Origin of the sequence: Phytobacter ursingii (assembly GCF_001022135.1) — a bacterium.
GTDB classification, from domain to species: domain Bacteria; phylum Pseudomonadota; class Gammaproteobacteria; order Enterobacterales; family Enterobacteriaceae; genus Phytobacter; species Phytobacter ursingii.
On the sequence record NZ_CP011602.1, the window covers coordinates 1,559,251 to 1,580,072 of the forward strand.

A 20,822-nucleotide genomic window follows, 5' to 3' on the forward strand; every position below is an offset into this window, starting at 1 on the left:
TCTTCTTGCGGATATGACGTGACACACCTGATTTCCAACCTGCTGATTTTAAAATGGAATATGGGAAGTGCGGCGTGTAAATGGCGGCACATATACTCGTTTTGTGAATGCGAAACCCTCGCGGGATTGCCACTTAAGAAGAGGTTTCATGTCTTTACGATCGCTACAGGCGCTGTGTTTAGTGAATTTTTTTATGGCGGATGTCAGGGACGGTCTCGGCCCTTTTTTAGGGATCTTCCTTACTGAACATCACTGGCAAACCGACAGTATTGGCTGGATGATGACGCTCGGAGGTGTGGCAGGGCTTATCGCCACGATGCCCTCCGGGCTGGTTGCTGATGCGTCACGACATAAGCGGGCAATACTCGTTACCTGCGGTCTGCTCATCACTGCCGCGACGCTGCTGCTCTGGGTATTTCCGACGCTGTATATCGTCGGCTTTTCTCAGCTTGTCACGGGAGTGTCTGCGGCTTTCATTGCCCCTGTGCTAACCGGGATCACACTTGGGTTAACGGGCTCATCCGGCTTCAACCATCAAATGGGCAGAAACGAGGCGTTTAACCATGGCGGAAATATGAGCGCCGCGATACTGGCGGGTGTACTGGTCTTCTACCTGGGCACAGATGCCGTGTTCATTTTGATGACCGGTATGGCGATTTGCGCCACGATGGCGGTGTTTGCTATTCGCAATGATGACATCGATAACCGCGTCGCCCGTGGATTAAGTGGCAGTGCGGATCCTGCAGCGCTTCCCAAACTGTCCGTTATTCTCGCACACCCCGCGGTGATTACCATCGGGGTAACGCTGCTGCTTTTTCATCTGGCAAACGCCGCGCTGCTACCGATGCTCAGTATGCGTGTGGCATCGGCGCCGGGAGGGGAAATAAGCGCGGGCCTGTATGCAGCGGCGACGGTTGTCATTTCGCAACTGGTGATGATCCCCGTGGCTTTATTCGCCGCGGCCAGAGCGGAAAAATATGGTTATCCGCTATTGATCGCGGCGGCCTTAATTGTCCTGCCGCTGCGCGCGGCGCTGGCTTGCACCTCAGCCGACCCACTTTTTATGATACCGGTGCAGATTATGGATGGCGTGGCGGCAGGCCTTCTGGGTGTGGCGGTTCCGGGTTATATCGTCAAGTTGCTGGAAGGCAGCGGGCATACCAATGCCGGGCAAAGCTTTGTCATGCTGTTACAGGGGGCGGGCGCGGCATTCAGTCCGGGCCTGGCGGGCAGTATTGCGGCAAAATATTCCTACAGCGTGGCTTTTGCCGTGCTGGGGGCAATTGCGTTACTGGCGCTGCTTATCTGGACCCTGCGCCGCTTTTTTTATGGAACCCACGAGGAGCGGCGATCTTATTGAGGCGGCGCGAAAGGGGAAAAACAATGAACAGGGGAGTGAGATGATTTTAACGACCATGCCAGGGCTTATTATCCGACGCTTTCACCGCAAAGATGCCGCGGCTTTTTATGCTTATATGGCATCGCCGCGTGTGCCTTGTTTTTATGATGAGAAAGTCAGCACCCTGGCAGAAGCCGAAGAAGACGTGGCTAAACGCGCCAGCGATGAGACCCAGTTCGCCGTCTGCCTTAAAGAGAGTGATGCGCTTGTTGGTCATCTTTTTGCCGATAACCACGGGGAACCCGATCCGCATACCTGGAGCATAGGCTGGCACTTTAATCCGCAATATGAAGGGCGGGGATTTGCCACCGCCTCTGTCAGCGCGCTATTCACTTATCTGTTTACGCAAAACGAAGCACGGCGCCTGTATGCCTATGTGGAAGACTATAATCTGCCGTCGCAAAAACTCTGTGCTCGCCTGCATATGCGACAGGAAGGTTGTTTTAAGGAGTTTGTCTCGTTTACAGACGAAGAGGGCGAAGAGCGGTACGACTCTACGTATGTCTACGCGCTGCTTAAAAAAGAGTGGCAAGCGACGTTTTGAGTTCGGTGACGGGACGAGAGATTATCTCACCTGTCAGGTTTTATTCGCGAGAAAGAGAATATTAAGACAATCCGATAACCGCGATAATGTATTACCGGATTGTCTTTCATTCTCGATTAATAACAGATGTTAGATGGGCATTCAGGCCATTTTAAATACGCTAACCAGGTCTTTCAGCACTCTGGCCTGCTCGTTAAGCATTTCTGATGCCGCCACGGATTCTTCAACCAATGCCGCATTTTGCTGTGTCGTGGTATCAATTTGACCGATCGCAATATTAATCTGATGCACCCCTTCGCTCTGTTCCAGACTGGCCTGTTCGATCTCTTTAAGAATACTCGAGACGCTGTCAACGTTTTGCACAAGGCCATCCATTTTTCCGCTCACCTGACGCACCATATCCAGACCCCGGGAACTTTGCTGCATGGAATTTTCAATCAGAGAACGGATATCCTTTGACGAATTCGCTGTTTTTTGCGCGAGAACGCGAACTTCCTGAGCAACGACGGCAAATCCTTTTCCGTGTTCACCTGCGCGGGCGGCTTCCACCGCCGCGTTGAGGGCCAGTATATTGGTCTGGAAAGCAATGGAGTCAATCAGACTAATAATGTCAGACATTTTATCTGCGGAGTTGGTGATATTGTGGATTTCATGCGTCAGAGACGACATTAACTTTTCATTATCTTTGGCCGTTATGCTGGCATTTTCTGAGAGCAGGGAAGCATTGGCTGTATTACTCCCGGTATTTTTCACCGTGACGGAAATCTGCTCCATCGACGCGGCGGTTTGTTCTACCGAACTGGCCTGTTCCTCCGTTCGCGCGGACAAATCCCTGGTGCCAGCCATGATTTGTGAGGCACCTGTCGCGATATTTTCCGCCCCGCTGCGAATTTCAGTCACGATTTTTCGTAATTCTTGCTGCATATGGGCAATGGCCCCGGTCAGAATCCCTGTTTCATCTTTAGAAGTAATAACGATGTCAGTACCGAGATCGCCTTTGGCAATACGGGTGGCGGCACTGACGGCATGATTGATAGGACGGACAATGGCACGTGAAATCAGAAGTGCCATGATGATACCGAGTGCTAAACAGATTATTGATACAACGATCATTGTCGCTTTGCTTAATGCGTAATCACCGAGAAAATCCGCATAGGATGTCTGCATTTCATTACGCTGCAGATCGATAAATTCGGTTATTTTCTCCAGGTATTGACCTTCGTAAGCACGGGTGTGAGTGGTGTACTCATTGACGGCTGCCTCAGGATCGGTTTTAAGGTTTTTTATCACTAAAGCGCGTGACTGAATGTAAGCTGTACGCATTTCAGATATCTTGTTTAATAATAATTGTGAAGGTTCATCGTCTGCTTTTTCCCTCAGTTGTTCATATAACGCCGTTACTTCTTTACTTTTAGCATTCAATGCCTGCAAAAGCTGATCTTTTCTCTCTGGTTCTTTTTCGATAATTGCGTTAAGTAATAACGTTGTCGCGTTATTGACCTCTCTTATAACATTATTGCCAAGAGCAGTTGTCGGATAATCCTCCGTTACGATTTTCGATATTTTATCTTTAGCTTCATTAAGCCTGAAAAGAGAGTTTGCTGAAATAAATACCATCAAAAGCAATATGATGCCGAATGCCAGTAATATTTTGTTTTTGATACTTAAACCTTGTGTTTGACTGTTGGTCTTAACTTTTCTCATTTTTCTTTCCTTGTTAAATTTGAAGTTATGCCGATCTGCGCCTGCAGAGGGCATTTAATACACATCGGCATGATGCTGATAATACTTAGCCATTGATCGTTAAAAACTAAAAAAATTAAATTATTGATAGTTTGTGACTATTGAAATTAATTCGATTGATCGATGGAATGTTGCATAATTTTAATGCAACAAATTTATTGAACGATTTGTGCTATTATTCGCAATGCGTATTGAAAAGAACAAGGTTGGCTTTTAACCGTCGAATTGCTAAGGGAATTTAAAAAAAGACAGCCAGGGTAAGGTGATGGAGTCTGACGATAAACGTAAAATGATAACCCACAGGACATAAGCAAATCTTGATGATGACAGTCGATCCGATGGCGCATTGCGCCTGTGTTTCGTGCTTTACCCTCACTTTTCTAAAATTACCTTATAAAACGCTTTCATGCGGCGAAGCGGCCAAAGCCGCTATTACTCGCCATACTTATTCATTGTTATCAGTCAGAGGCTCAGGAAAATAATCACCCGTGACTTCCCGGACATATCTGACATCCTGGGTATTATTTTGCGCGCAAAATAATAAGAACTCATCTAAGGGCATTGGCTTCGCATAAAGATAGCCCTGTTGCAGATCGCACCCCATTTTAAATACGGTGTCGGCCATAGTTTGTGTTTCAATACCTTCAACAACGATGTTCATACCTACATCGTTTGCAATTTCGATGATTTTCTCTAAGATTACTCTATTTTTTAAACTATGATCTATGCCTTTTAATAAATTCTTATCGATTTTTACTTCACCGAATGGCATTTCATTTAAGATATTTAATGAAGAATAACCAGAGCCTAAGTCGTCAAGCGACCATAATGCTCCTTTCCTCGTGAATTCATTCATGACGTGTAAGATATGCTTCTTATCATAAATAAAAGCACCTTCTGTTATTTCAAGTTTGATATTTTTGAGGCTAAGGTTGTTTTTATTGAGAATGCTGTCAACGGTATCGGGAAACTCAGCATCCATTACTTGTATTGGGCTGATGTTTACAGAAACCGTAATGTCTTTTATTTTGTTTTTGAGCGCCAGCATATCATCACCAACACGTTCCAAAACCCAGTAACCGATGGGTAATATTAATCCGGACGCCTCGGCTATCGGAATAAAATAATCGGGCGCTATAAAACCTCTGACGGGATGTTTCCAACGCAGTAATGCTTCTGCTGAAACGACTTTCCCCTGACGATCGATTTGCGGCTGATAATAAACAGAGAGTTGTTTGGTTTTTATGGCTTTCGATAGTGCGTAGGTAAGATACTTCTCATTAGTATAATCGCCGCGGAAGATGATCAAGATACCAAATATAAGTGCAACAGCAGTAACGTAGTTTATGAAAACACCTTTGGTCATGATGTATTCTGGCGGGTGAAGAAGCTCACTGGTAAAAGAGATATCAGACACTGAGTAGATCAAATAGAAAACAAAGGCAAGAAAAGGCATTACTGTTTTCACATAGAATCGTTCATGCCTGAGAAATAAAGCCCCACCAACAGCATATACCAGCAGGTAAGAGTGAGACGAACGGGGTATGGCAGCAAGAGGGAAATCCGTTAAAGGGATCACAGTGCAAACAATCAATATCAGGTGGGAAAAAATAAGCGTGTTTTGCTTTGTGATCCCATTAAATGCCATCTTCATGGCATAAAAACCGACAAGAATGACAGATAAACATAATGCGGCGATATAAGGCTTGTCAGCAAACAGATATGCTGTACTCCAGGCTGCACCTCCTGTCATACAGATAATTCCGGTCAGGAAAAGTAAAAAATACTGCCGCCTTGTATGATTACAACGAGGCAGTCTCTGAATGTAAGATTCACAAAAACAAACGAATGAGTTTAATAAAGAATGCATGCGATCCCCTGAATTTGTTTACTATTGAAAATAGTCATTTCAGCATAGATCCTGAGAGGTACGGATTAATGGTTTTCTCTTCTTGTCTTTCATTTCGCATTCCTTTTTAAAAGAGGCAACAATTCAGTCTACTATACCTGATATTTTCCATACTGATGAATCTGACCGGTGTTGCTGAGCGCTAAATTGTGGTACTCGTTGTTTACTACACCATTCAATACAGAGTTGAGAATGAAAAGACGTTATGTGATTGCAGATGTTTTTACGGATACCCCGTTTGTTGGCAACCCTGTCGCTGTCGTGTTAGATGCAGAAGGGATGAGCACCGGGCAAATGCAACAGATTGCCGCTGAATTTGGCTACAGCGAAACGACATTCGTACTGCCGCCGGAAGACAGAGCAAACACGGCGCATGTGCGCATTTTTACCCCCACGCGGGAAATTCCTTTCGCCGGGCATCCTAATGTCGGTACCGCCTTTGTGTTGGCGAGTTATGCAACGGCGAGGGACGAGACGCTGCCTGAGACATTGCTGTTTGAAGAAGCGGCAGGTCTGGTGCCCGTTCGGCTGCTCAAAAACAACGGCACCATTAGCGGGGCCGAACTGCGGGTGCCGGAGTTGTTGTCCTGCCGCTCCGAAGTAAGCGCGGGGCAGGTTGCCGCCTGTTTGTCGCTGGAAGCAGAGTGTATTAATACGGCTGTGCATCAGCCGCTGGTGGCCTCGGTGGGGCTGCCGTTTTTAATTGTTGAACTGGCCTCCCGCGATGCGCTACGCCGCTGTGTGCCGAATCTACAAGGGTTTCGGGCCGTTCTCCCGCTGGACGGTGCCGTGTCCATTTATGCCTATACCCTGGACACAACGCGGGAAGAGCATTGCGATTTGCAGGCAAGGATGTTCACGCCGCGGATGACCGAAGACCCGGCGACAGGCAGCGCGACGGCTGCATTGACGGCGCTACTGGCTTCTCTGCACGATAAAACGACGCTCTCTTTGCGTGTAAGTCAGGGGGTGGATATGGGGCGGGCCAGCCTGCTATTGGCAGAGTATGACGCCTCGCAGGGCAAACCGGTTGTGCGGGTAGGGGGAAACAGTGTGATCACCATGGAAGGGACATTTAACCTGTGAAGCCATGTCAGCCTGTTGGGCTGACTTCATTGCGCCGGGGGAAAGATTAGCGGGAAGGGGACAGACAGCACAGGCTGCCGCCTTCCCAATAAAGACTGAGACGACGTTACTCGTTGCCCCATTGGTTGAGGAAGTTTGCGACGTCATCAATACGTTTTTCATTGATGCCTGCTTCGCGGGCCATCTCTTGCTGCGCCTCTTCGCTGATCTCTTCATTAGCCATTAAACGGGTGATGAGCAACTGAAAATAGTGTGCCAGGGGATCGCGTTCTGACTCGCTCACCGGCTTCTCGCTTTCCGTCGAATACTCATCCACGATGTCATAAAATTTAAGTGGTATTTCGTTGTTCATAAGTCGTTCCCTAAGTCCTGAGCCAGTTGATACTGCCGATGTGGCTTAGATAATAGCAGTCTTATTTTACTCCCCGAGCGAAAATCGCCGGATGAATACGGAAATATCTAAATGGGGCAGTAAGTCGTGCCGGCATGCGCTATATCAATCGTGCGATGTCGGCACAGGGGCAGTCTGATGATGTCAGACTTTGAGCATTTTAACTGTGGCTTCGACATCTATTTCATCTTCCGAGAAGATTAACGTCGTGCCCTGGAAGGTGGTGATCGCCAGTTTTTTTACCGCGCGCATTTCGCCTGGTTTCGCGGCGGATTTCGGCTTGATATTGTTCATCAACAGACCCACCGACAGGACAGCATTTTCTTTATCAATGCCGGTTTCAACAGGCATTTCTTCACTGAACACCACGAAAGACTTGATCGAGGCGAGTTTAAGGCGCTCGCCTGCGATATAGATGTATTTGCTTTCCGGGATGACTTTGACCGCATATGCCGACAATCCTTTATTGTTGGTGGTCGGTTCGAAGGTCACCGCTGCATCTTTCTTGATCAGATCAGGGTTGGCGACCTTAATCACATGAAAGTACCGGTTGTCGCCGTTTTCATCTTTGATAAATCCAAAACCTTTATCTTTAAACCACGTTGTGATCGTTCCGTTCATCGCCATTACCGCCTGATTAATCGTTCATCTACTCAATTTTTGCAGCGCGCAGTGTAAAGCACAATGCGCGCGCAGACTACGTCTTTGGATTAAGTGTGGTGATAAACCTGGCGGAGGCGAGGGCGGGGAAGAAAAGGCAAAACGGTTGATTAGGGGGCGAGGTGATGCGCTAAAGCGTGCGAGCTTGTAAGATTGGTTCTCGCGCTCTATCGCCAGGAACGGGCTGAGTCTGATAATCCGGCACTGTGAATTTCTACTTTACATCCAGAGGCGCGATTGTTTCGAGGTTGTGGCTGTTTTTTCCGTCGTCCGCACCCTGGCGGCTGATGCCACATTTACTGTGCAACCCCACGCTGCGTTAAAGAATATATCTGGCATATCAGATATATTCTTTAACGTGATTGCGAACTCCTCATGGTGTTATTTCCTTTTCTGAAATGCAGTGCCAACAGAGTAGAACCTAAGTGAGCATCAACAGGGCGGGATAATCATATCCCATTCTGACAACTTTTTTTTCTGCCTGAGAATTCACTTAAGCAAAACCCCAATGATGAATGAGAACGGAAAAATGGGAGTTTCTTTTATGAGTGAGGAAGAAATAAAAATATGAATTGCGAATTATCCTATTGTGGGTAAGTAATATTTGGAATATCGCAAGAAATTAAATTCATTAGTTATTGTTTTTATTATAAAAAATAATTAAACAGATGAGTTATCTACAATGTCTTTTTCACGAAGTCACTCGCACTCCCTGCATTCGTTTTTTCTTGTCTGAGGCTTAAATTTACTGCGGCTTGTGCAGTGACCATCTCGTGCTGAAATATCCGTAGAAAATACATTGCCTGTTTCTATAACTAACAAAGGTAGGTTTACAATCAAAATGCACTGTTTGTAAAATAGTGTAAGCTTAGTGGGAGGGTAATTATCCCTTTAACTGGTATAGCAAACTTCTTCGGGCGCACGCCGCGAAAGTCGTTTTTCCCATTACACACAGTGGATGAGTTAATAACGTTGAAAAGCATAACGGAATTGAAAATGGGTTATACAAAGGTAATCTTTTGGCTTCTGTTAACCCTGTTTCTCATACCAGCAATCACATTAGGTTTTGCTGAATACGGGAGTAAATCACTCAATCAGGAATACACACAATTCTTTATTGAGGATGCACAAAAACAACATCAGGATGCCGATAAACTCGCCGGGTTCCTGCAACAGAATCCGCCTTCAAGCGTCTGCGGTCCGGTTGCCGAAGATCTGCTCAACTACAAAAAAGCAGTCTGTTCACCGGGCTCAGAGCTCTGGCAGTTTTACATGATGGGCAACGTTGCATTGTGGACGTTGATTGCCGGCGGCATTGTACTGCTGATGATCGTGTTATTCAGCGCGCTGGCCTTCAGGAATCGCCGGAGTCAACTGTTAAGCCTGATGCTGGCGCGTCCATTCCTGATGCTCGCGGGTTCGCTTGAAGTGATTGTGCAAGGGGGGATGCTGGTATGGCTCTCTTTCTGGGGAACCGCCTTCTTCACGCAAACCTACTATCCAAAACTGGTTATAATAGTGGGATTGATGGTGCTGGGTGGTATCTATTACATCATCAAAGGCATCTTCAAAAAGCTTCCGCCTGAGGAGAATATCGAAGGCGAAGTGGTAAGCCGCGAAGCCGCCCCTGCACTGTGGTCAAGAATTGATGCGCTGGCTGCCCGGGTAGGAACAACCCCGCCGGACCATATTGTTGCCGGTATCGACACCAATTTCTACGTGACAGAAGCGCCGATGCGCGTAAATGACCATCTGTTAACGGGCCGTAAACTGTATGTCAGTATACCGCTGTTGCGTCAGCTGACCCTCGCGCAGGCCGATGGCGTCATGGTGCATGAGCTGACTCACCTGCATGAAGGCGATACGGCGTCGGGCGCGTTACTGGGGCCGAAGCTGCACCGTTTCGATCTCTATATCGCTCTGATGAGCGAGAATGTGGCCACGCTGATTGTCTACTATCCGCTTTATCTGTACCGCATGCTGTTTGAACTGGCATGGCAGCGCAACAGCCGTGAACGTGAGTTCGTGGCCGATCGCAATGCCTCTGCGCTCATCTCACCTGCTGCGATTATTGAATCCCTGATCAAGATTTCAGCCTATGCCAGCTATCGCTATGAGGTTGAGCGCAATCTCTTTGAAAACAATGCGCTGCATGAGAGTGAACTGGGGATCCGTAAAACCATTGCAGCCGGTTTGCCTGCGCATGTGAATTCCCCTGGTTTTATCAGCACCATGCGTGAACAGAATGTGCCGCATCCCTTTGATTCACACCCCCCCCTGGCTGAAAGAATGCGTAACGTTGGTTTTTCCGTTGAAGAAAGCGCCTATTCTTCGGTGGCAGCGGAACTCCCGACGGAGAGTTGGGTCGATTTAATGCCCGTTGCCGACAACATCGAACAGCAGCTGTGGCAGAAATATGAACGTGATTTCTCGTCTAACCATGAAGAGAGCCTGGCCTGGCGCTACCAGCCCACGGGCGAAGCCGAGACCGCGCTGGTCCTTAAGTATTTCCCCAATGTTCCCTTTACACTGAAAGACGGTTCGCAGATCGAAATCACCTGGCAGGGCATTGTATTGCCGAAAACGGCTGAGCTGCTGGAGTGGGATAACGTTAAAAATATCAACGTGCTTCGAAACTTTGGCCGGGATACGTTGCATGTCCAGCATGTGCAACCGAACGCCCACGGCAAAAAACGCAGCAAAATCCCTCTGCCGGGCCTCAAGAAAGAGATTGATAGATTCAAAGGCGTGCTGGCCTGGTACTGGCATCGCCACCAGACGGCACGGTCAATACAGGCACAAGCTGAGACGCTGGCTCAGCACGACGCATAACCGGTGGCTCAACCCTGTGACAGGGGTTGAGCTGCAATCGTTATTGCTCATTAACGTTCGCAAGGTTAGACGTATTTAAAACACGACCAGAAATGTCATTCCCGCAAGATTAGTAACCGTACTCTGCGCAGGCTATATGCCGATAAAAACCTGCCATGACGCATGATGGGTTACTTTTCTTGATAGCGGAGAGCAGGAATGGTGAAAAGCTGATGTCATTCCCCTGTTGCTGTTGCATTTTTGACTAACGCAGGATGAAGTTAACAACGGCCGCGCCTGGCTGTGAGTTCAAGGTCACCCGATTCAGCTCCCGACACTCAGGTCTTCGCGAGTGGGCCCTTGAAAGTAGATGCTACTTATATGGCAACTACGTGGTTGAGACAGCACAAAACGAATCGTTTCCCAGACCGATCGCCCATTCATCAGACGTTCCCCCATTCTGGATTGATTCTCGACAAACGTATCTAACCCTGTCAGTTCGAAATCCGGCGGGTACAACCCGGTTACACGGATATTTTCCCCGGACAACTGCTGTGACAGTTTCGTTGTAAACCCGCTAAGCCCGTGTTTGCTGGCGAAAAAAGCAGGATGCGCAATGGAATCGGTAAAATTCGGTATCCCGCATGAAGAGATAATCGAGACGATATCAGCACTGTCAGAACGTCTTAACCCGGGCAGCAAGGCTTGAGTCAACAGAATCGAACCTGTCAGGCCTGAACTGACGGTATTGATAATTTCTGTGTCAGGCTGATCGTCTAATCTCCCGGATAACCACTGCGCGGCATTGAGGATTAAAATGTCTATGGGCTTATCTGCGGCCAACAGCTGTGAAGAAAACTGAGAAACGGATTCAGGCCGGGTTAAATCACAGAGATACCCTTTTGCAGTGCCGCTTTCAGCCGCGATGATGCTACAGGTTTTTTGAATATCCTCTGCCCGCCGCGCGCAAAAATCCACCTCGACACCCTCTCGCGCCAGCCATACGCTCAGCGCCTGGCCAAATCCTCCGCCTCCACCGGTAATAACCGCTCTTTTACCTCTCAGCATCTTCCTGCATCCTTTTGTTAATGGCTCTGTGTGGATGTAGATATACAGGAGGAGGGGGAGTGACTTCTTTCCGTGAGTGCTATTTGTATATGAGGAATATGAATGCGACGCACCGCAAACTGATTAATGGTCTGCCCGCGGAGTAGTAGCGTCCATTTGTGGTGCAGAGCGGTTCAATAAGTGTGTTGCGTCTATCGGTTGAACTCACAGCGAGAAGCGAGCATCCCAACCAGCGAAAGGTCGTAAAAAAACCGCCTTGCGGCAGCTTAGACATGTGATTAAGAAGTGGCGCTTGCAAGTCGTGCTGCAAATCCAATAAAGAACATCCCTACCAGCGTGTTTCCGATTGCAGATAGCCGACGATTGCCTTTAAGACGACTAAGCAGATAGGAGCCGCAGAAAACGAGAAAGCCGAAATATACGAGAGTAATTGCGAACATCACTGCTGCAAGAATGATAAACGCCATCCAGGAGTGCTCAGCCTGAACATTGATAAACTGGGCGAAGAAAGAGATATAGAACAACAGCGTCTTTGGATTCAATAGTGTAACCAGCATTCCGCGCCCGATGATCCCTCCCGCATCAGCTAAAGATTTTTTTTCCTTACTCGTTTCGACGACTGGCTTAAACACGGTGCGTATCGTTTGTACACCGAGATAGAAAAGATAAGCAGCGCCTGCGTATTTGATAGCGTTGAACAGGGCAGGCGTTGAATTGATAACCGCCGCCAGCCCACACCAGGCTAATAGAACCAGGATTACGTCGCTCAGGAGGATTGAAAATATTGCAGCAAAACCCCGCCTGATACCGCTGGTAATACTCGTTTTAATCACGAACATGGTTTCAGGGCCAGGAGCAAGGACGATCAGCGTTGCACCAAGCAGGTACGTCCAGAAGTTAACGACACCAAAATCAGCTAACATCTTCACTCCAGTTCTCTCGTTATCAACGAGGCCATTCTAACTAAAGTTGCGTTAATGAAAACACATCACCGCGACTTTCAAGGCAAAGCATGTCCACTCCTGGCAACCTACGGAAAGTAAGCCTGCTCACTGGGGGGGCTGGGGCAGAGTTTTCTGGCGTACCAGTAATCGTATTTGCTTACCACGATAGTTAACATTGTCCTGAAACTGAAAACCAAAGCGCTCAGCTAAATAATTTGAACGTTTGTTCTCTTCATCAATAATACAGCACACTGGAGAGGAAAATGTCTCATCGGCCCATTGTAAAATTGCGCCCAGCGCTTCAGCCGCATAACCTTTGCCACGTACTTCTGGCATTAACGTCCATCCCGCTTCAGGGTATTCCAGTGCAGGCGTGATCTCACGATGAGCATTCATAAAGCCAAACGAACCCGCATAACGGTTGGTTGATTTTTCAAAGACAGCCCAGTAACCATAACCCAGCATCTGCCAGTGCCCGATATCGCGTAACAAACGGGCCCAGACCGTTTCTGCAGTCGGTTTTTCTCCGCCATTAATCTTAACCATTTCCGGAGTGGCCCAGCATTCCTTGAGCGCCGGGAAATCTTCAAGCGTGTATTGCTTTAAAATCAGGCGCTCTGTTTCAAGCTGTGGCGCTTGCTGTATCAGCATTGTTTATCCTTTTAGTGTGAGTTTTATGATTTGTTGAATTTACCGCCGCGAGCGCGTTGTTTGCGAAGAAATCGGCAATGTCTGCCGCATCAAACACGCTCTGAACTTCTCTGTTTCAGTTATTTACTGCTGGCAGACTGTGGACCACGGTAATCACCGCCAAGCGCTTTAATCAACGTGATATCGGTGCTGAGCCGCTGGGCCTGGATATCCAGCAGTAAAAGCTGCTCCGCGATAGCCGGACGACGCGCTTCCTGGGCCGCATAGTTGCTGATAAGTCCGCGCTGATGGTGCGCGCTGGCGCTGCGGGTGGTTAGCATCGCCGCCGTCACTTTCTGCTGCTGCAGCGCGGCCTGCTGGTTCAAATCATTAAGCTGGCTGGAGCTAATCGCCACGTCGCGCACCGCGTCCAGCACCGCCTGGTTATACTGTTTAATCAGTATATTGCTCGCCGTACGCGTCGATTTCAGGTTGGCGTTTAAGCGCCCGCCGTCAAATAGCGGTAAATAGAGCCCCGGCAGTATATTGATCTGCTGGAAAGAGGACTTAAACAGGTCGCCGACGCTCAGCGCGTTGTAGCCCCAGAAAGCCTTGATATCGACGTGCGGGTAAAACGCCGCTTTTGCCGCGTCCACCTGGCTCATGGAGGCGCTGACATAACCGCGTAGCGCCTGCAGATCCGGGCGGCGAGCCAGCAGCTCAAACGAGAGCGAGTCCGGGAGTGTCTCCTGCAGCGTCGGCAGCGCTACAGGGTGGATCTCCGGCAGGCTATGCGCATCGGCGCCGATGAGCGCGCGCAGCGTTTCCCGATACTGCGTCAGCGTCCCCTGCGCTGTAATCACTTGCTGCTGCGCCGCCAGGAGCTCGGCCTGGGCATTGGCGACATCAACGCTATCCTCGACGCCGCGCGCGGTACGATGCTCATGCGCCTGCACCGAGAGGCTGGCGATAGCCTCCAGTTGGTTGAGTAATTCAATTTTCTGAAAGGTTGCCTGCATCGCAAAATAGAGCTGAGCCACGCTACTGGCGAGATCCAGTTCGATACCGGCGGTCTCCGCCTGGCGGGCATTCTTTTCGCCAATCGCGGCGGCAACACGGGCGCGGTCGGAACCCCAGAGATCGATATTCAACGTTGCGCCGACCCCGACCGTATTCAGCATGTACCACGGGCCGTTTTTATCCACCGGCAGGGAGAAGGAGTAGGGCCAGGTGAACTGTTTATTGGTCACCCGCAGGTGGTTTTGCGCCGCCACGGCGGTGGCCTGTACGCCCATTGCCGATTGCGCCAACTCCACCGTGGACTGCGATTGCGAAATCCGTAGCCGCGCGGCCTGCATGGTCGGGGAGTTTTGCAGCGCGCGATTGACCAGCATATTAAGCTGGGGATCCTGATAGCCTTCCCACCAGCGCGCCGTCGGCCAGCCGCTGTTCGCCAGGTGGATCACCTGCGCCAGCTCGGCCTGCTGCGGATTAACCAGCGGAACCTGGCCGGGATCGTCCTGAATTAACGCGCACCCGGTTAATAACGTCAGGGCGAAGGCAAGTGCCGGTGAGCACCAGACGCGCGGGGAAGGAGTAATGTTTGTCATGATCGGGCTGCCTGTCGCGGAATAACGGAAGTCGCAAATGACCACGTCGGAAGCGCGGCCAACGCGTTGAGCAATGGCGCGCCAAACGGGTTCGCCGGGTCCGGGTGAAGCACTTGAGGGGTTATCGCTGTGCTTTGTTGCTGGTCGATATCGGCGGCGTAGCCTTCAAGCCGCCCGGCGCAGCGGGCTAAAAAGGTATCCTCCGGCGTGGCGTACAGGCGATAGCCTTCGCTGAGACGCAGGATCTCCTCTGCCTGACGGAATGTCGCCCGTACCGGCCAGTTTTTCGCATCCGGCCACGGATGCGCGTAGGTTGCCAGCGGCTCGGCGGCAACGCGGTTGAGTAATGTCTCGCTTTCAGTCAGCGCAGCAAAGAGTGGTACCAGTTGCACTTCATCGTTGCGGGCAGAGAGGGTTTGCGCCAGTTGCCGATAGAGCTGCGCCAGCCGCGCTTTGAGCTGTGGCGCTTCACTATCCGGCCATAAATAGAGATGAACAAGAGAGGAAACCAGCACGCCAAGCAGGATCCCGATAACCCTGTCGCGCAGCTCGGTAAGGTTGCTGAGCGGACCAAACCAACTGAGAAACGCCAGTGCAAAGGTAAAGCCTATCTGGATCCCGGCGTAGGCAATGCGTTCCGAACCTGCCGCAATCCACGCGGCCAGCGCGAAGACCGGCAGGGTCATTGCCAGCAGCCCGCTTAGCGAGTCGGTCCAGGGCTGCACAAAGACAATCAGGATCAGCGCAATCAGCGTGGCCAGCAGCGCGCCGCCGATGCGTAGCCACGTCTTTTGCAGGGTGGCGCCCAGACCCGGCTGGGCGACAATCACACAGCTCAACATAATCGTGTGAATGCCCTGCCAGTCGGCGGCGGTGTAAAAAACATAGCACAGCAGGGTAGCCAGCAGCGTTTTCAGGGCAAAGTGCAGATAGGCGGGATTGGACCACGCGTCCGGCAAAAGTAGCGGCGCTTTTTCCACTTCGCCCCGCGGCAGCGGGATGGCTTCGCCGCGTGCCAGTCGCGCCAGAACTGCGGCGATTTCCTGCAAAATGGCGCTGTTGGCACTCTCGCGCGGGATCACCAGCGGCTGGCAATCCGCCGCCGTGGTGGGCAGATTATCCGCCAGCGCGTTCAACTCGCGGGCTAACTGCTGACGCGCATCGGAATGGTCGTTGCCCGGCTGTAGCAGGGTCGTCAAATGATAGCAGCGCAGCGCGGCGGCCATCAGCGACTGCCAGGCCTGCGGGCTGGCGGCAATCTCCGGCGTGGCGCGCGTGGCCTGCTGATACAGAGACTGCAGTTGGTTAAATTGTTCGGCCAGCGCTTTGAAAGTAGGTTGCCCATCGTCGGGATGGGTAAGGGCCCGTGCCGTCTGGCGCAGCATCACCACCAGCCGGGCTTTGAACTGATAGCCGGGAAAAGCCTGTCGGAAACAGGCATTGACCAGCAGCGTCACCAGAATGGCGGTGTTAATCGCCACCCACAGCCACATTAGCAGGCGCACCAGAATTTCACTCTGGCTGGTCATTGACGGGAAGGTCTGGGCGTAGATGACCGCCAGCGCCACCACGAAAAAGGCCATCCCCAGCTTACCCAGCACCCGCATCAGGTAAATTGCGCAGAAGAATAGAAACACCGAGGCAATCAGACGAATGAGCGGATAGTCATAGGTCCATTTGATAATCAGCAGCACACCGCCCAGGGCGACGCTGACGGTGACTACAAAAACCACGCTGACCAGCTTAATCATCAAAATATTAGGCTGGCTGACGTAAAACACCACGATCAGCGCGACGGCGAGGAAGGGGATATGCAGCGTCATAAACAACACAATCAGCACTGCGCAGCTCAGCGTCAGGCGTAGGGTGTAGTTCGCCCGTCCCGGCGCATCGCGGAGTTCCCGGGTCAGAAACGACCAAAAGCTCTGCATGCCGTCTCCTTATTGCGGCTGCAGGACGGCGCTGGCGGAAGCGCCCATACGAAACAGATTCAGATCCGGGTCTTTGACGGCAATTTTGACCGGGAAACGCTGGGAGACATGCACCCAGTTGATACTCTTCTGGATGACCGGCAGGCCCTCAATCACGCTGCCGCCATCAGGCAGAACGCCGGTGCCGACCGAGTCGACGACGCCCTCGAAGGTGCGGCTGTGGTTGGTCATCACGGTGATTCTGGCCGGGACGCCGGGGCGCACGTTCTGCAAGTCGGTTTCGCGGAAGTTCGCCACCACGTACCAGTGGTCATCATCCAGCAGGGTAAAGACCGGCTTAAGGGCTGAGGCATACTGCCCGACCGTCGTTTTCAGCGCCACCACCACGCCATTAAACGGCGCGCGGACTTCGGTAAATTCGAGATGTAGTTCGGCCAGCGCAATTTGCGCCAGGATCCCCGCGCGCTGCGCCACCATGGCATCGACGCCGGTCACGGCGGCGGAAGCCTGTTTGGCCTGCAACAGCGTGGCCTCCAGCTCGGCGCGCGCCGCTTTTTCAGCCGTTCGCGCCTGGTCAAGATCCTCCTGGGAGGCAAACCCTTGCGGAACCAGCGGTTCAAGACGTATGCGTGACGAGGTAGTCTGTTTAACCAGCGCTTTAGCGCGCTCGACGGCGGCGCTGACCGACTGCGCGTTGTACTCCTGCGCTTTGATCGTGCGCTGGGTCAGCATGATCTGCGCATCAAGCGTGGTCAGTCGCGCTTTGGCATCATCAAGCATCGCCTGATAGGGGCGCGGGTCGATGCGGAACAGCAGATCGCCTTTTTTCACCCGCAGATTATCGCGAATCGGCATCTCGACGATTCGCCCGCTTACTTCCGGCACCACGTCGATGGTATCGGCATAAACATAGGCATCGTTGGTTTCCGGTGAGGTTTGCAACTGCCAGATAACCAGAATCAGCGCCACGATAGCGGCAAGAACAAGTGCCAGCAGGGGCCATTTTTTGCGGATAACGCTTGAGCGGGATGGAGTCATAGGATCGGATTTACGAAGAACAGGAACCACAAAATCGTGGCGAACAGGAACATCAGCGCCAGATAGCTGAAGACCAGCGGAGAAAATCGCGATTGCCATCCTTTACGAACGATCAGGATATGGCAGGGAATAAGTAAAAGCGCAGCGCCGGATAAACAGAAGAACCAGCCGGGAAATACTGCGCCTAATACCGGAATCGCCGGGGATAATGAGCAGCCGGAGAGTGTAAACAGCGAGAATAAAAGCGTAGGGCACGCCAGTTTTATAATGCGATTCAACAATCAATACCTGAGTGCTCGTGTCATGGTGAAATGAGTTTAATCTCCTTGATTGTGAAATAAAAGTAACTCGTCCGGTATCCGGAGCAGAACTTCTCTCTTTCGCTGGCTACATGGTTTGGCGAGCATTTCACCACTGGTTCGGGAAGGCGATGCTGGCTTTAGTGAAACCGGCGCACTTTGCAATGTTCTGCCCAACCTAACATTAAGAACAAGGTTGAAGGAGCATCATGCCAGCACGGCGCTATCGCCGTGAATATAAAAGTAAAACAATATGGATTGTCCATGTTTTAATTCCTATATTCAAAGCATTACAAAAATGCCGTTGGCATTCTTTACACCCTAACTTTATATGGCTCACCTGGCTATGCATAACACCCTGTATGAAACATTGCTGGAAGCACCAGGCCCGCAAGGCTCTCTCAAAGGCACTTTACTTCGCCCCTGTCCGAAGCCAGAACATGTCATTCTGATTATTCCCGGTTCCGGACCCACTGACCGCGACGGCAATAATCCTCTTGGGGTTAATGCGTCAACTTATCGGCTTATGGCGGAAAATCTGGCGCTAAAGGGCATTGCAACGTTGCGAGTGGACAAGCGTGGAATGTTTGCCAGTTCAGCGGCGGTAACGGACGCAAACGCTGTGACCATCAATGATTATGTTGATGATGTTTGTTCCTGGATAACGGTATTGAAACAGCAACTGGAAACCCCCTGTATCTGGTTGCTCGGGCACAGTGAAGGGGGAATCGTCGCACTGGCCGCGGCGCAGGAACCTGATGTCTGTGGTTTGATGCTGGTTGCAACACCCTCGCGCCCGCTGGGGGAAGTGTTAAGAGAACAGCTTAAAGCCAATCCGGACAATGCAATTCTGCTGGACGATGCGTTTTTTGTTATTAACGAACTGGAGCAGGGTAGGCGTGTTGATGTTCAGAATATGCATTTCGCTGTGCAAAATTTATTTTACCCGGCGGTGCAGGGATTTCTTATAAACATTTTTTCCTTTAACCCAGCGCATCTCATCGCGCGAATGCCTAAGCCAGTACTGGTATTACAGGGGCAACGCGATCTCCAGGTTCCGGAACATGATGCCCGACAGCTTAAGTCAGCCAATCCGAATGCAACCCTTGTTCTCTTGCCGAATGTAAACCATGTCCTTAAAGCGGTAAATTCGGACGACAGGGGAGAGAATAGTGCGGCTTATACAAACGCATCGCTTCCCCTGGCGGCCGGAGTGGTCGACGCCATTGCGCAGTTTCTGACGCATAACGCAATACACCATTAACTCGCCTGGCGGGCATGATATGCATCAACGGTTGTTTTTCGCGGCATGCGGCCAGCAAACTGATGCCACAGGTAAAATCGTCGGACTTGCTGGCGGTACCGGAAGCATGATGGACAAGCACGGCATGACACAGGTCATTGACTGTATCGAAGCGCAGAAGGATGAGGACATTGGAATCATTAAAAGCAGGGTGTAGCGCGAAAAAAATCGCCTCCGCGATAGTTTTTTCTTTTCTGTTTGTTCTTTTATCGGCGTGCAATGATATGAAAAAGATAGAACCGGAAAAATATTTCACTGGCCCTCAGCTTGTTCTGGCTAAGGCTATCCAGGCGGGAGATAGTGAATCTGTTCACCGTCTGTCAAAAACAACCGATCTGAACACCCCGGGAAATGAGCATTTTACCCTGCTGTTTTTTGCTCTGAATGAGGTTATGTATAACGGCAATCCGCAAAAAAGATTAGATATTGTCACGGAGCTTGTACGTGCAGGAGCGGATCCCCAACAAGCACAACCGAATGCGCGCGGCACACCGGCCCAAATGATGGCAATGGGTGATAAAGATATATGGCTTAAAGCGCTTCTCGACGGCGGACTTGATCCTAATTCTCGGGATAAATTACTCAATGTTCCTCTTATCTTTTCAGCGCTAAGTGCAAAAAATACAGCCACGCTTGCGCTTTTGATTGAACGGGGTGCCGATATTAATACCCGGGATATCCTGGGTAATACGCCGCTTGTTGACGCTTTTTTCAGCAATGATTTTGATAAAGTCTATTTTTTGCTCGAACATGGTGCGAATCCTAATCCAGTGAATAAGCAAGGCCGTTCTTTCAGCCAGATGCTGGACAGGAACCTTCACCAGGTTAAGCAAGGTACTGAGTACTACGATCATGTGGTGAAATTAAAAGAAAAAATAGACGGCCTGTCTCAGTGATGTGCTGGAAAGAGTGAAGTATGGCGCAGGCTCTGTAACCTAAAGGACAGAGCCTGCGCCACACCCTCCGTGAAATTCCCCCACTCGCCAGTCATAAAAAGCGCCTCGGCGTACCAGGGTTATGAATGCGCAACATCCACGAATTTTCGCCCATCACCCATAAACCCCCGCAGTGCGGTTAATTCTTCTTATGTTTGCGCTGCCAGATAATGCCACCATCATTCAGCGCAGCCAGTGTCAGTGCCAGTGCCAGTTCGCGTGAGAGAGGCGGCCTCATCGACCAGCCCACCACGTTACGGGCGAAGCGGTCGATAATGACCGCCAGATACAATCAGCCCTGCCAGAAATGGATATAAATGATGTCGGCGACTCAGACCTGATTGGCCCGGACAACAGTAAACTGTCGCTGCACGCGATTAGGGACAACCACTGAAGGTCGGCCAGCGATACGGTGCGGCGCTTTATAACCGCGCACCGCTTTGATTTGGTTTAGTGGCATAATACGGCCCACCCGATTTTTGCCTGTGTGCCGATTTCCCTTGGGCATAATCCTGGTCCAG

At 50.6% G+C, this 20,822-nt stretch carries 18 protein-coding genes and 1 pseudogene; 7 read left to right on the forward strand and 12 right to left on the reverse strand.

From position 1 onward, the window contains the following. Window positions 1–148: 148 nt before the first annotated feature. Complete coding sequence (locus tag AB182_RS10915) at window positions 149–1,360, forward strand: MFS transporter (protein WP_047370101.1); 1,212 nt, start codon at window positions 149–151, stop codon at window positions 1,358–1,360. A 40-nt stretch (window positions 1,361–1,400) separates the two neighbouring features. Next, window positions 1,401–1,943 carry a GNAT family N-acetyltransferase gene (locus AB182_RS10920; RefSeq protein WP_047370102.1) on the forward strand — a complete coding sequence of 181 codons (543 nt, stop codon included), beginning with the start codon at window positions 1,401–1,403 and terminating at the stop codon, window positions 1,941–1,943. A gap of 141 nt (window positions 1,944–2,084) precedes the next feature. On the opposite strand, the gene AB182_RS10925 is transcribed toward AB182_RS10920, so the two are convergent. Then, on the reverse strand, window positions 2,085–3,647 hold the full coding sequence (locus tag AB182_RS10925; protein ID WP_047370103.1) for a methyl-accepting chemotaxis protein: 1,563 nt from the start codon (window positions 3,645–3,647) through the stop codon (window positions 2,085–2,087). A 484-nt stretch (window positions 3,648–4,131) separates the two neighbouring features. Next, on the reverse strand, window positions 4,132–5,439 hold the full coding sequence (locus AB182_RS10930; RefSeq protein ID WP_047370104.1) for an EAL domain-containing protein: 1,308 nt from the start codon (window positions 5,437–5,439) through the stop codon (window positions 4,132–4,134). A 348-nt stretch (window positions 5,440–5,787) separates the two neighbouring features. On the opposite strand from AB182_RS10930, the gene AB182_RS10935 reads away from it, so the two are divergent. Next, the gene (locus AB182_RS10935) at window positions 5,788–6,681 is read left to right on the forward strand and encodes a PhzF family phenazine biosynthesis protein (RefSeq protein WP_047370105.1); all 894 of its coding nucleotides are present in this window, start codon (window positions 5,788–5,790) and stop codon (window positions 6,679–6,681) included. Between the two features lie 106 nt (window positions 6,682–6,787). On the opposite strand, the gene AB182_RS10940 is transcribed toward AB182_RS10935, so the two are convergent. Together AB182_RS10940 and AB182_RS10945 are read right to left on the reverse strand one after the other, a co-directional pair. Then, window positions 6,788–7,033 carry a YmjA family protein gene (locus AB182_RS10940; RefSeq protein WP_047370106.1) on the reverse strand — a complete coding sequence of 82 codons (246 nt, stop codon included), beginning with the start codon at window positions 7,031–7,033 and terminating at the stop codon, window positions 6,788–6,790. A 183-nt stretch (window positions 7,034–7,216) separates the two neighbouring features. After that, complete coding sequence (locus AB182_RS10945) at window positions 7,217–7,699, reverse strand: cold-shock protein (protein WP_047370107.1); 483 nt, start codon at window positions 7,697–7,699, stop codon at window positions 7,217–7,219. Between the two features lie 1,029 nt (window positions 7,700–8,728). Here AB182_RS10945 and AB182_RS10950 point away from each other — a divergent pair. Continuing rightward, window positions 8,729–10,564, forward strand: a complete 1,836-nt coding sequence (locus AB182_RS10950) for a M48 family metallopeptidase (RefSeq protein ID WP_120785379.1) — start codon at window positions 8,729–8,731, stop codon at window positions 10,562–10,564. Between the two features lie 303 nt (window positions 10,565–10,867). Here the strand turns inward: AB182_RS10950 and AB182_RS10955 are convergent, their stop codons facing one another. The 7 genes from AB182_RS10955 to AB182_RS10985 form a co-directional block, all read right to left on the reverse strand. Continuing rightward, window positions 10,868–11,611: an SDR family oxidoreductase gene (locus tag AB182_RS10955; protein ID WP_047370109.1), complete on the reverse strand. Its 744-nt coding sequence runs from the start codon at window positions 11,609–11,611 to the stop codon at window positions 10,868–10,870. 278 nt (window positions 11,612–11,889) lie between these two features. Continuing rightward, window positions 11,890–12,534, reverse strand: a complete 645-nt coding sequence (gene leuE, locus AB182_RS10960) for a leucine efflux protein LeuE (protein WP_047370110.1) — start codon at window positions 12,532–12,534, stop codon at window positions 11,890–11,892. A 126-nt stretch (window positions 12,535–12,660) separates the two neighbouring features. After that, window positions 12,661–13,206, reverse strand: a complete 546-nt coding sequence (locus AB182_RS10965; RefSeq protein ID WP_047370111.1) for a GNAT family N-acetyltransferase — start codon at window positions 13,204–13,206, stop codon at window positions 12,661–12,663. Window positions 13,207–13,325: 119 nt separating this feature from the next. Continuing rightward, window positions 13,326–14,795, reverse strand: a complete 1,470-nt coding sequence (locus AB182_RS10970; RefSeq protein ID WP_047370112.1) for an MdtP family multidrug efflux transporter outer membrane subunit — start codon at window positions 14,793–14,795, stop codon at window positions 13,326–13,328. Further along, on the reverse strand, window positions 14,792–16,726 hold the full coding sequence (locus tag AB182_RS10975) for an FUSC family protein (protein ID WP_047370113.1): 1,935 nt from the start codon (window positions 16,724–16,726) through the stop codon (window positions 14,792–14,794). Before AB182_RS10975 ends, AB182_RS10970 begins: the two co-directional genes overlap by 4 nt. Before the next feature lie 9 nt (window positions 16,727–16,735). Next, window positions 16,736–17,764 (reverse strand): multidrug transporter subunit MdtN, encoded by a 1,029-nt coding sequence (gene mdtN / locus AB182_RS10980; RefSeq protein ID WP_047370114.1) that lies wholly within the window; start codon window positions 17,762–17,764, stop codon window positions 16,736–16,738. Continuing rightward, window positions 17,761–18,042, reverse strand: a complete 282-nt coding sequence (locus AB182_RS10985) for a YtcA family lipoprotein (protein WP_047370115.1) — start codon at window positions 18,040–18,042, stop codon at window positions 17,761–17,763. The genes mdtN and AB182_RS10985 overlap by 4 nt, the downstream gene beginning before the upstream one ends. A gap of 367 nt (window positions 18,043–18,409) precedes the next feature. Between AB182_RS10985 and AB182_RS10990 the strand changes: the two genes are divergently transcribed. Genes AB182_RS10990 through AB182_RS10995 form a run of 3 tightly spaced genes read left to right on the forward strand, consistent with a single transcriptional unit; the run spans window position 18,410 to window position 20,262 of the window. Next, window positions 18,410–19,327 (forward strand): alpha/beta hydrolase, encoded by a 918-nt coding sequence (locus AB182_RS10990; RefSeq protein ID WP_223883584.1) that lies wholly within the window; start codon window positions 18,410–18,412, stop codon window positions 19,325–19,327. Between the two features lie 19 nt (window positions 19,328–19,346). Then, the gene (locus AB182_RS32565) at window positions 19,347–19,523 is read left to right on the forward strand and encodes a hypothetical protein (RefSeq protein ID WP_167337862.1); all 177 of its coding nucleotides are present in this window, start codon (window positions 19,347–19,349) and stop codon (window positions 19,521–19,523) included. Next, window positions 19,498–20,262 (forward strand): ankyrin repeat domain-containing protein, encoded by a 765-nt coding sequence (locus AB182_RS10995; RefSeq protein ID WP_223883585.1) that lies wholly within the window; start codon window positions 19,498–19,500, stop codon window positions 20,260–20,262. The genes AB182_RS32565 and AB182_RS10995 overlap by 26 nt, the downstream gene beginning before the upstream one ends. Window positions 20,263–20,455: 193 nt before the next feature. Here AB182_RS10995 and AB182_RS31900 read toward each other — a convergent pair. After that, window positions 20,456–20,785, reverse strand: a pseudogene (locus AB182_RS31900) (DDE-type integrase/transposase/recombinase); the annotation flags it as partial. Between the last annotated feature and the right edge of the window lie 37 nt (window positions 20,786–20,822).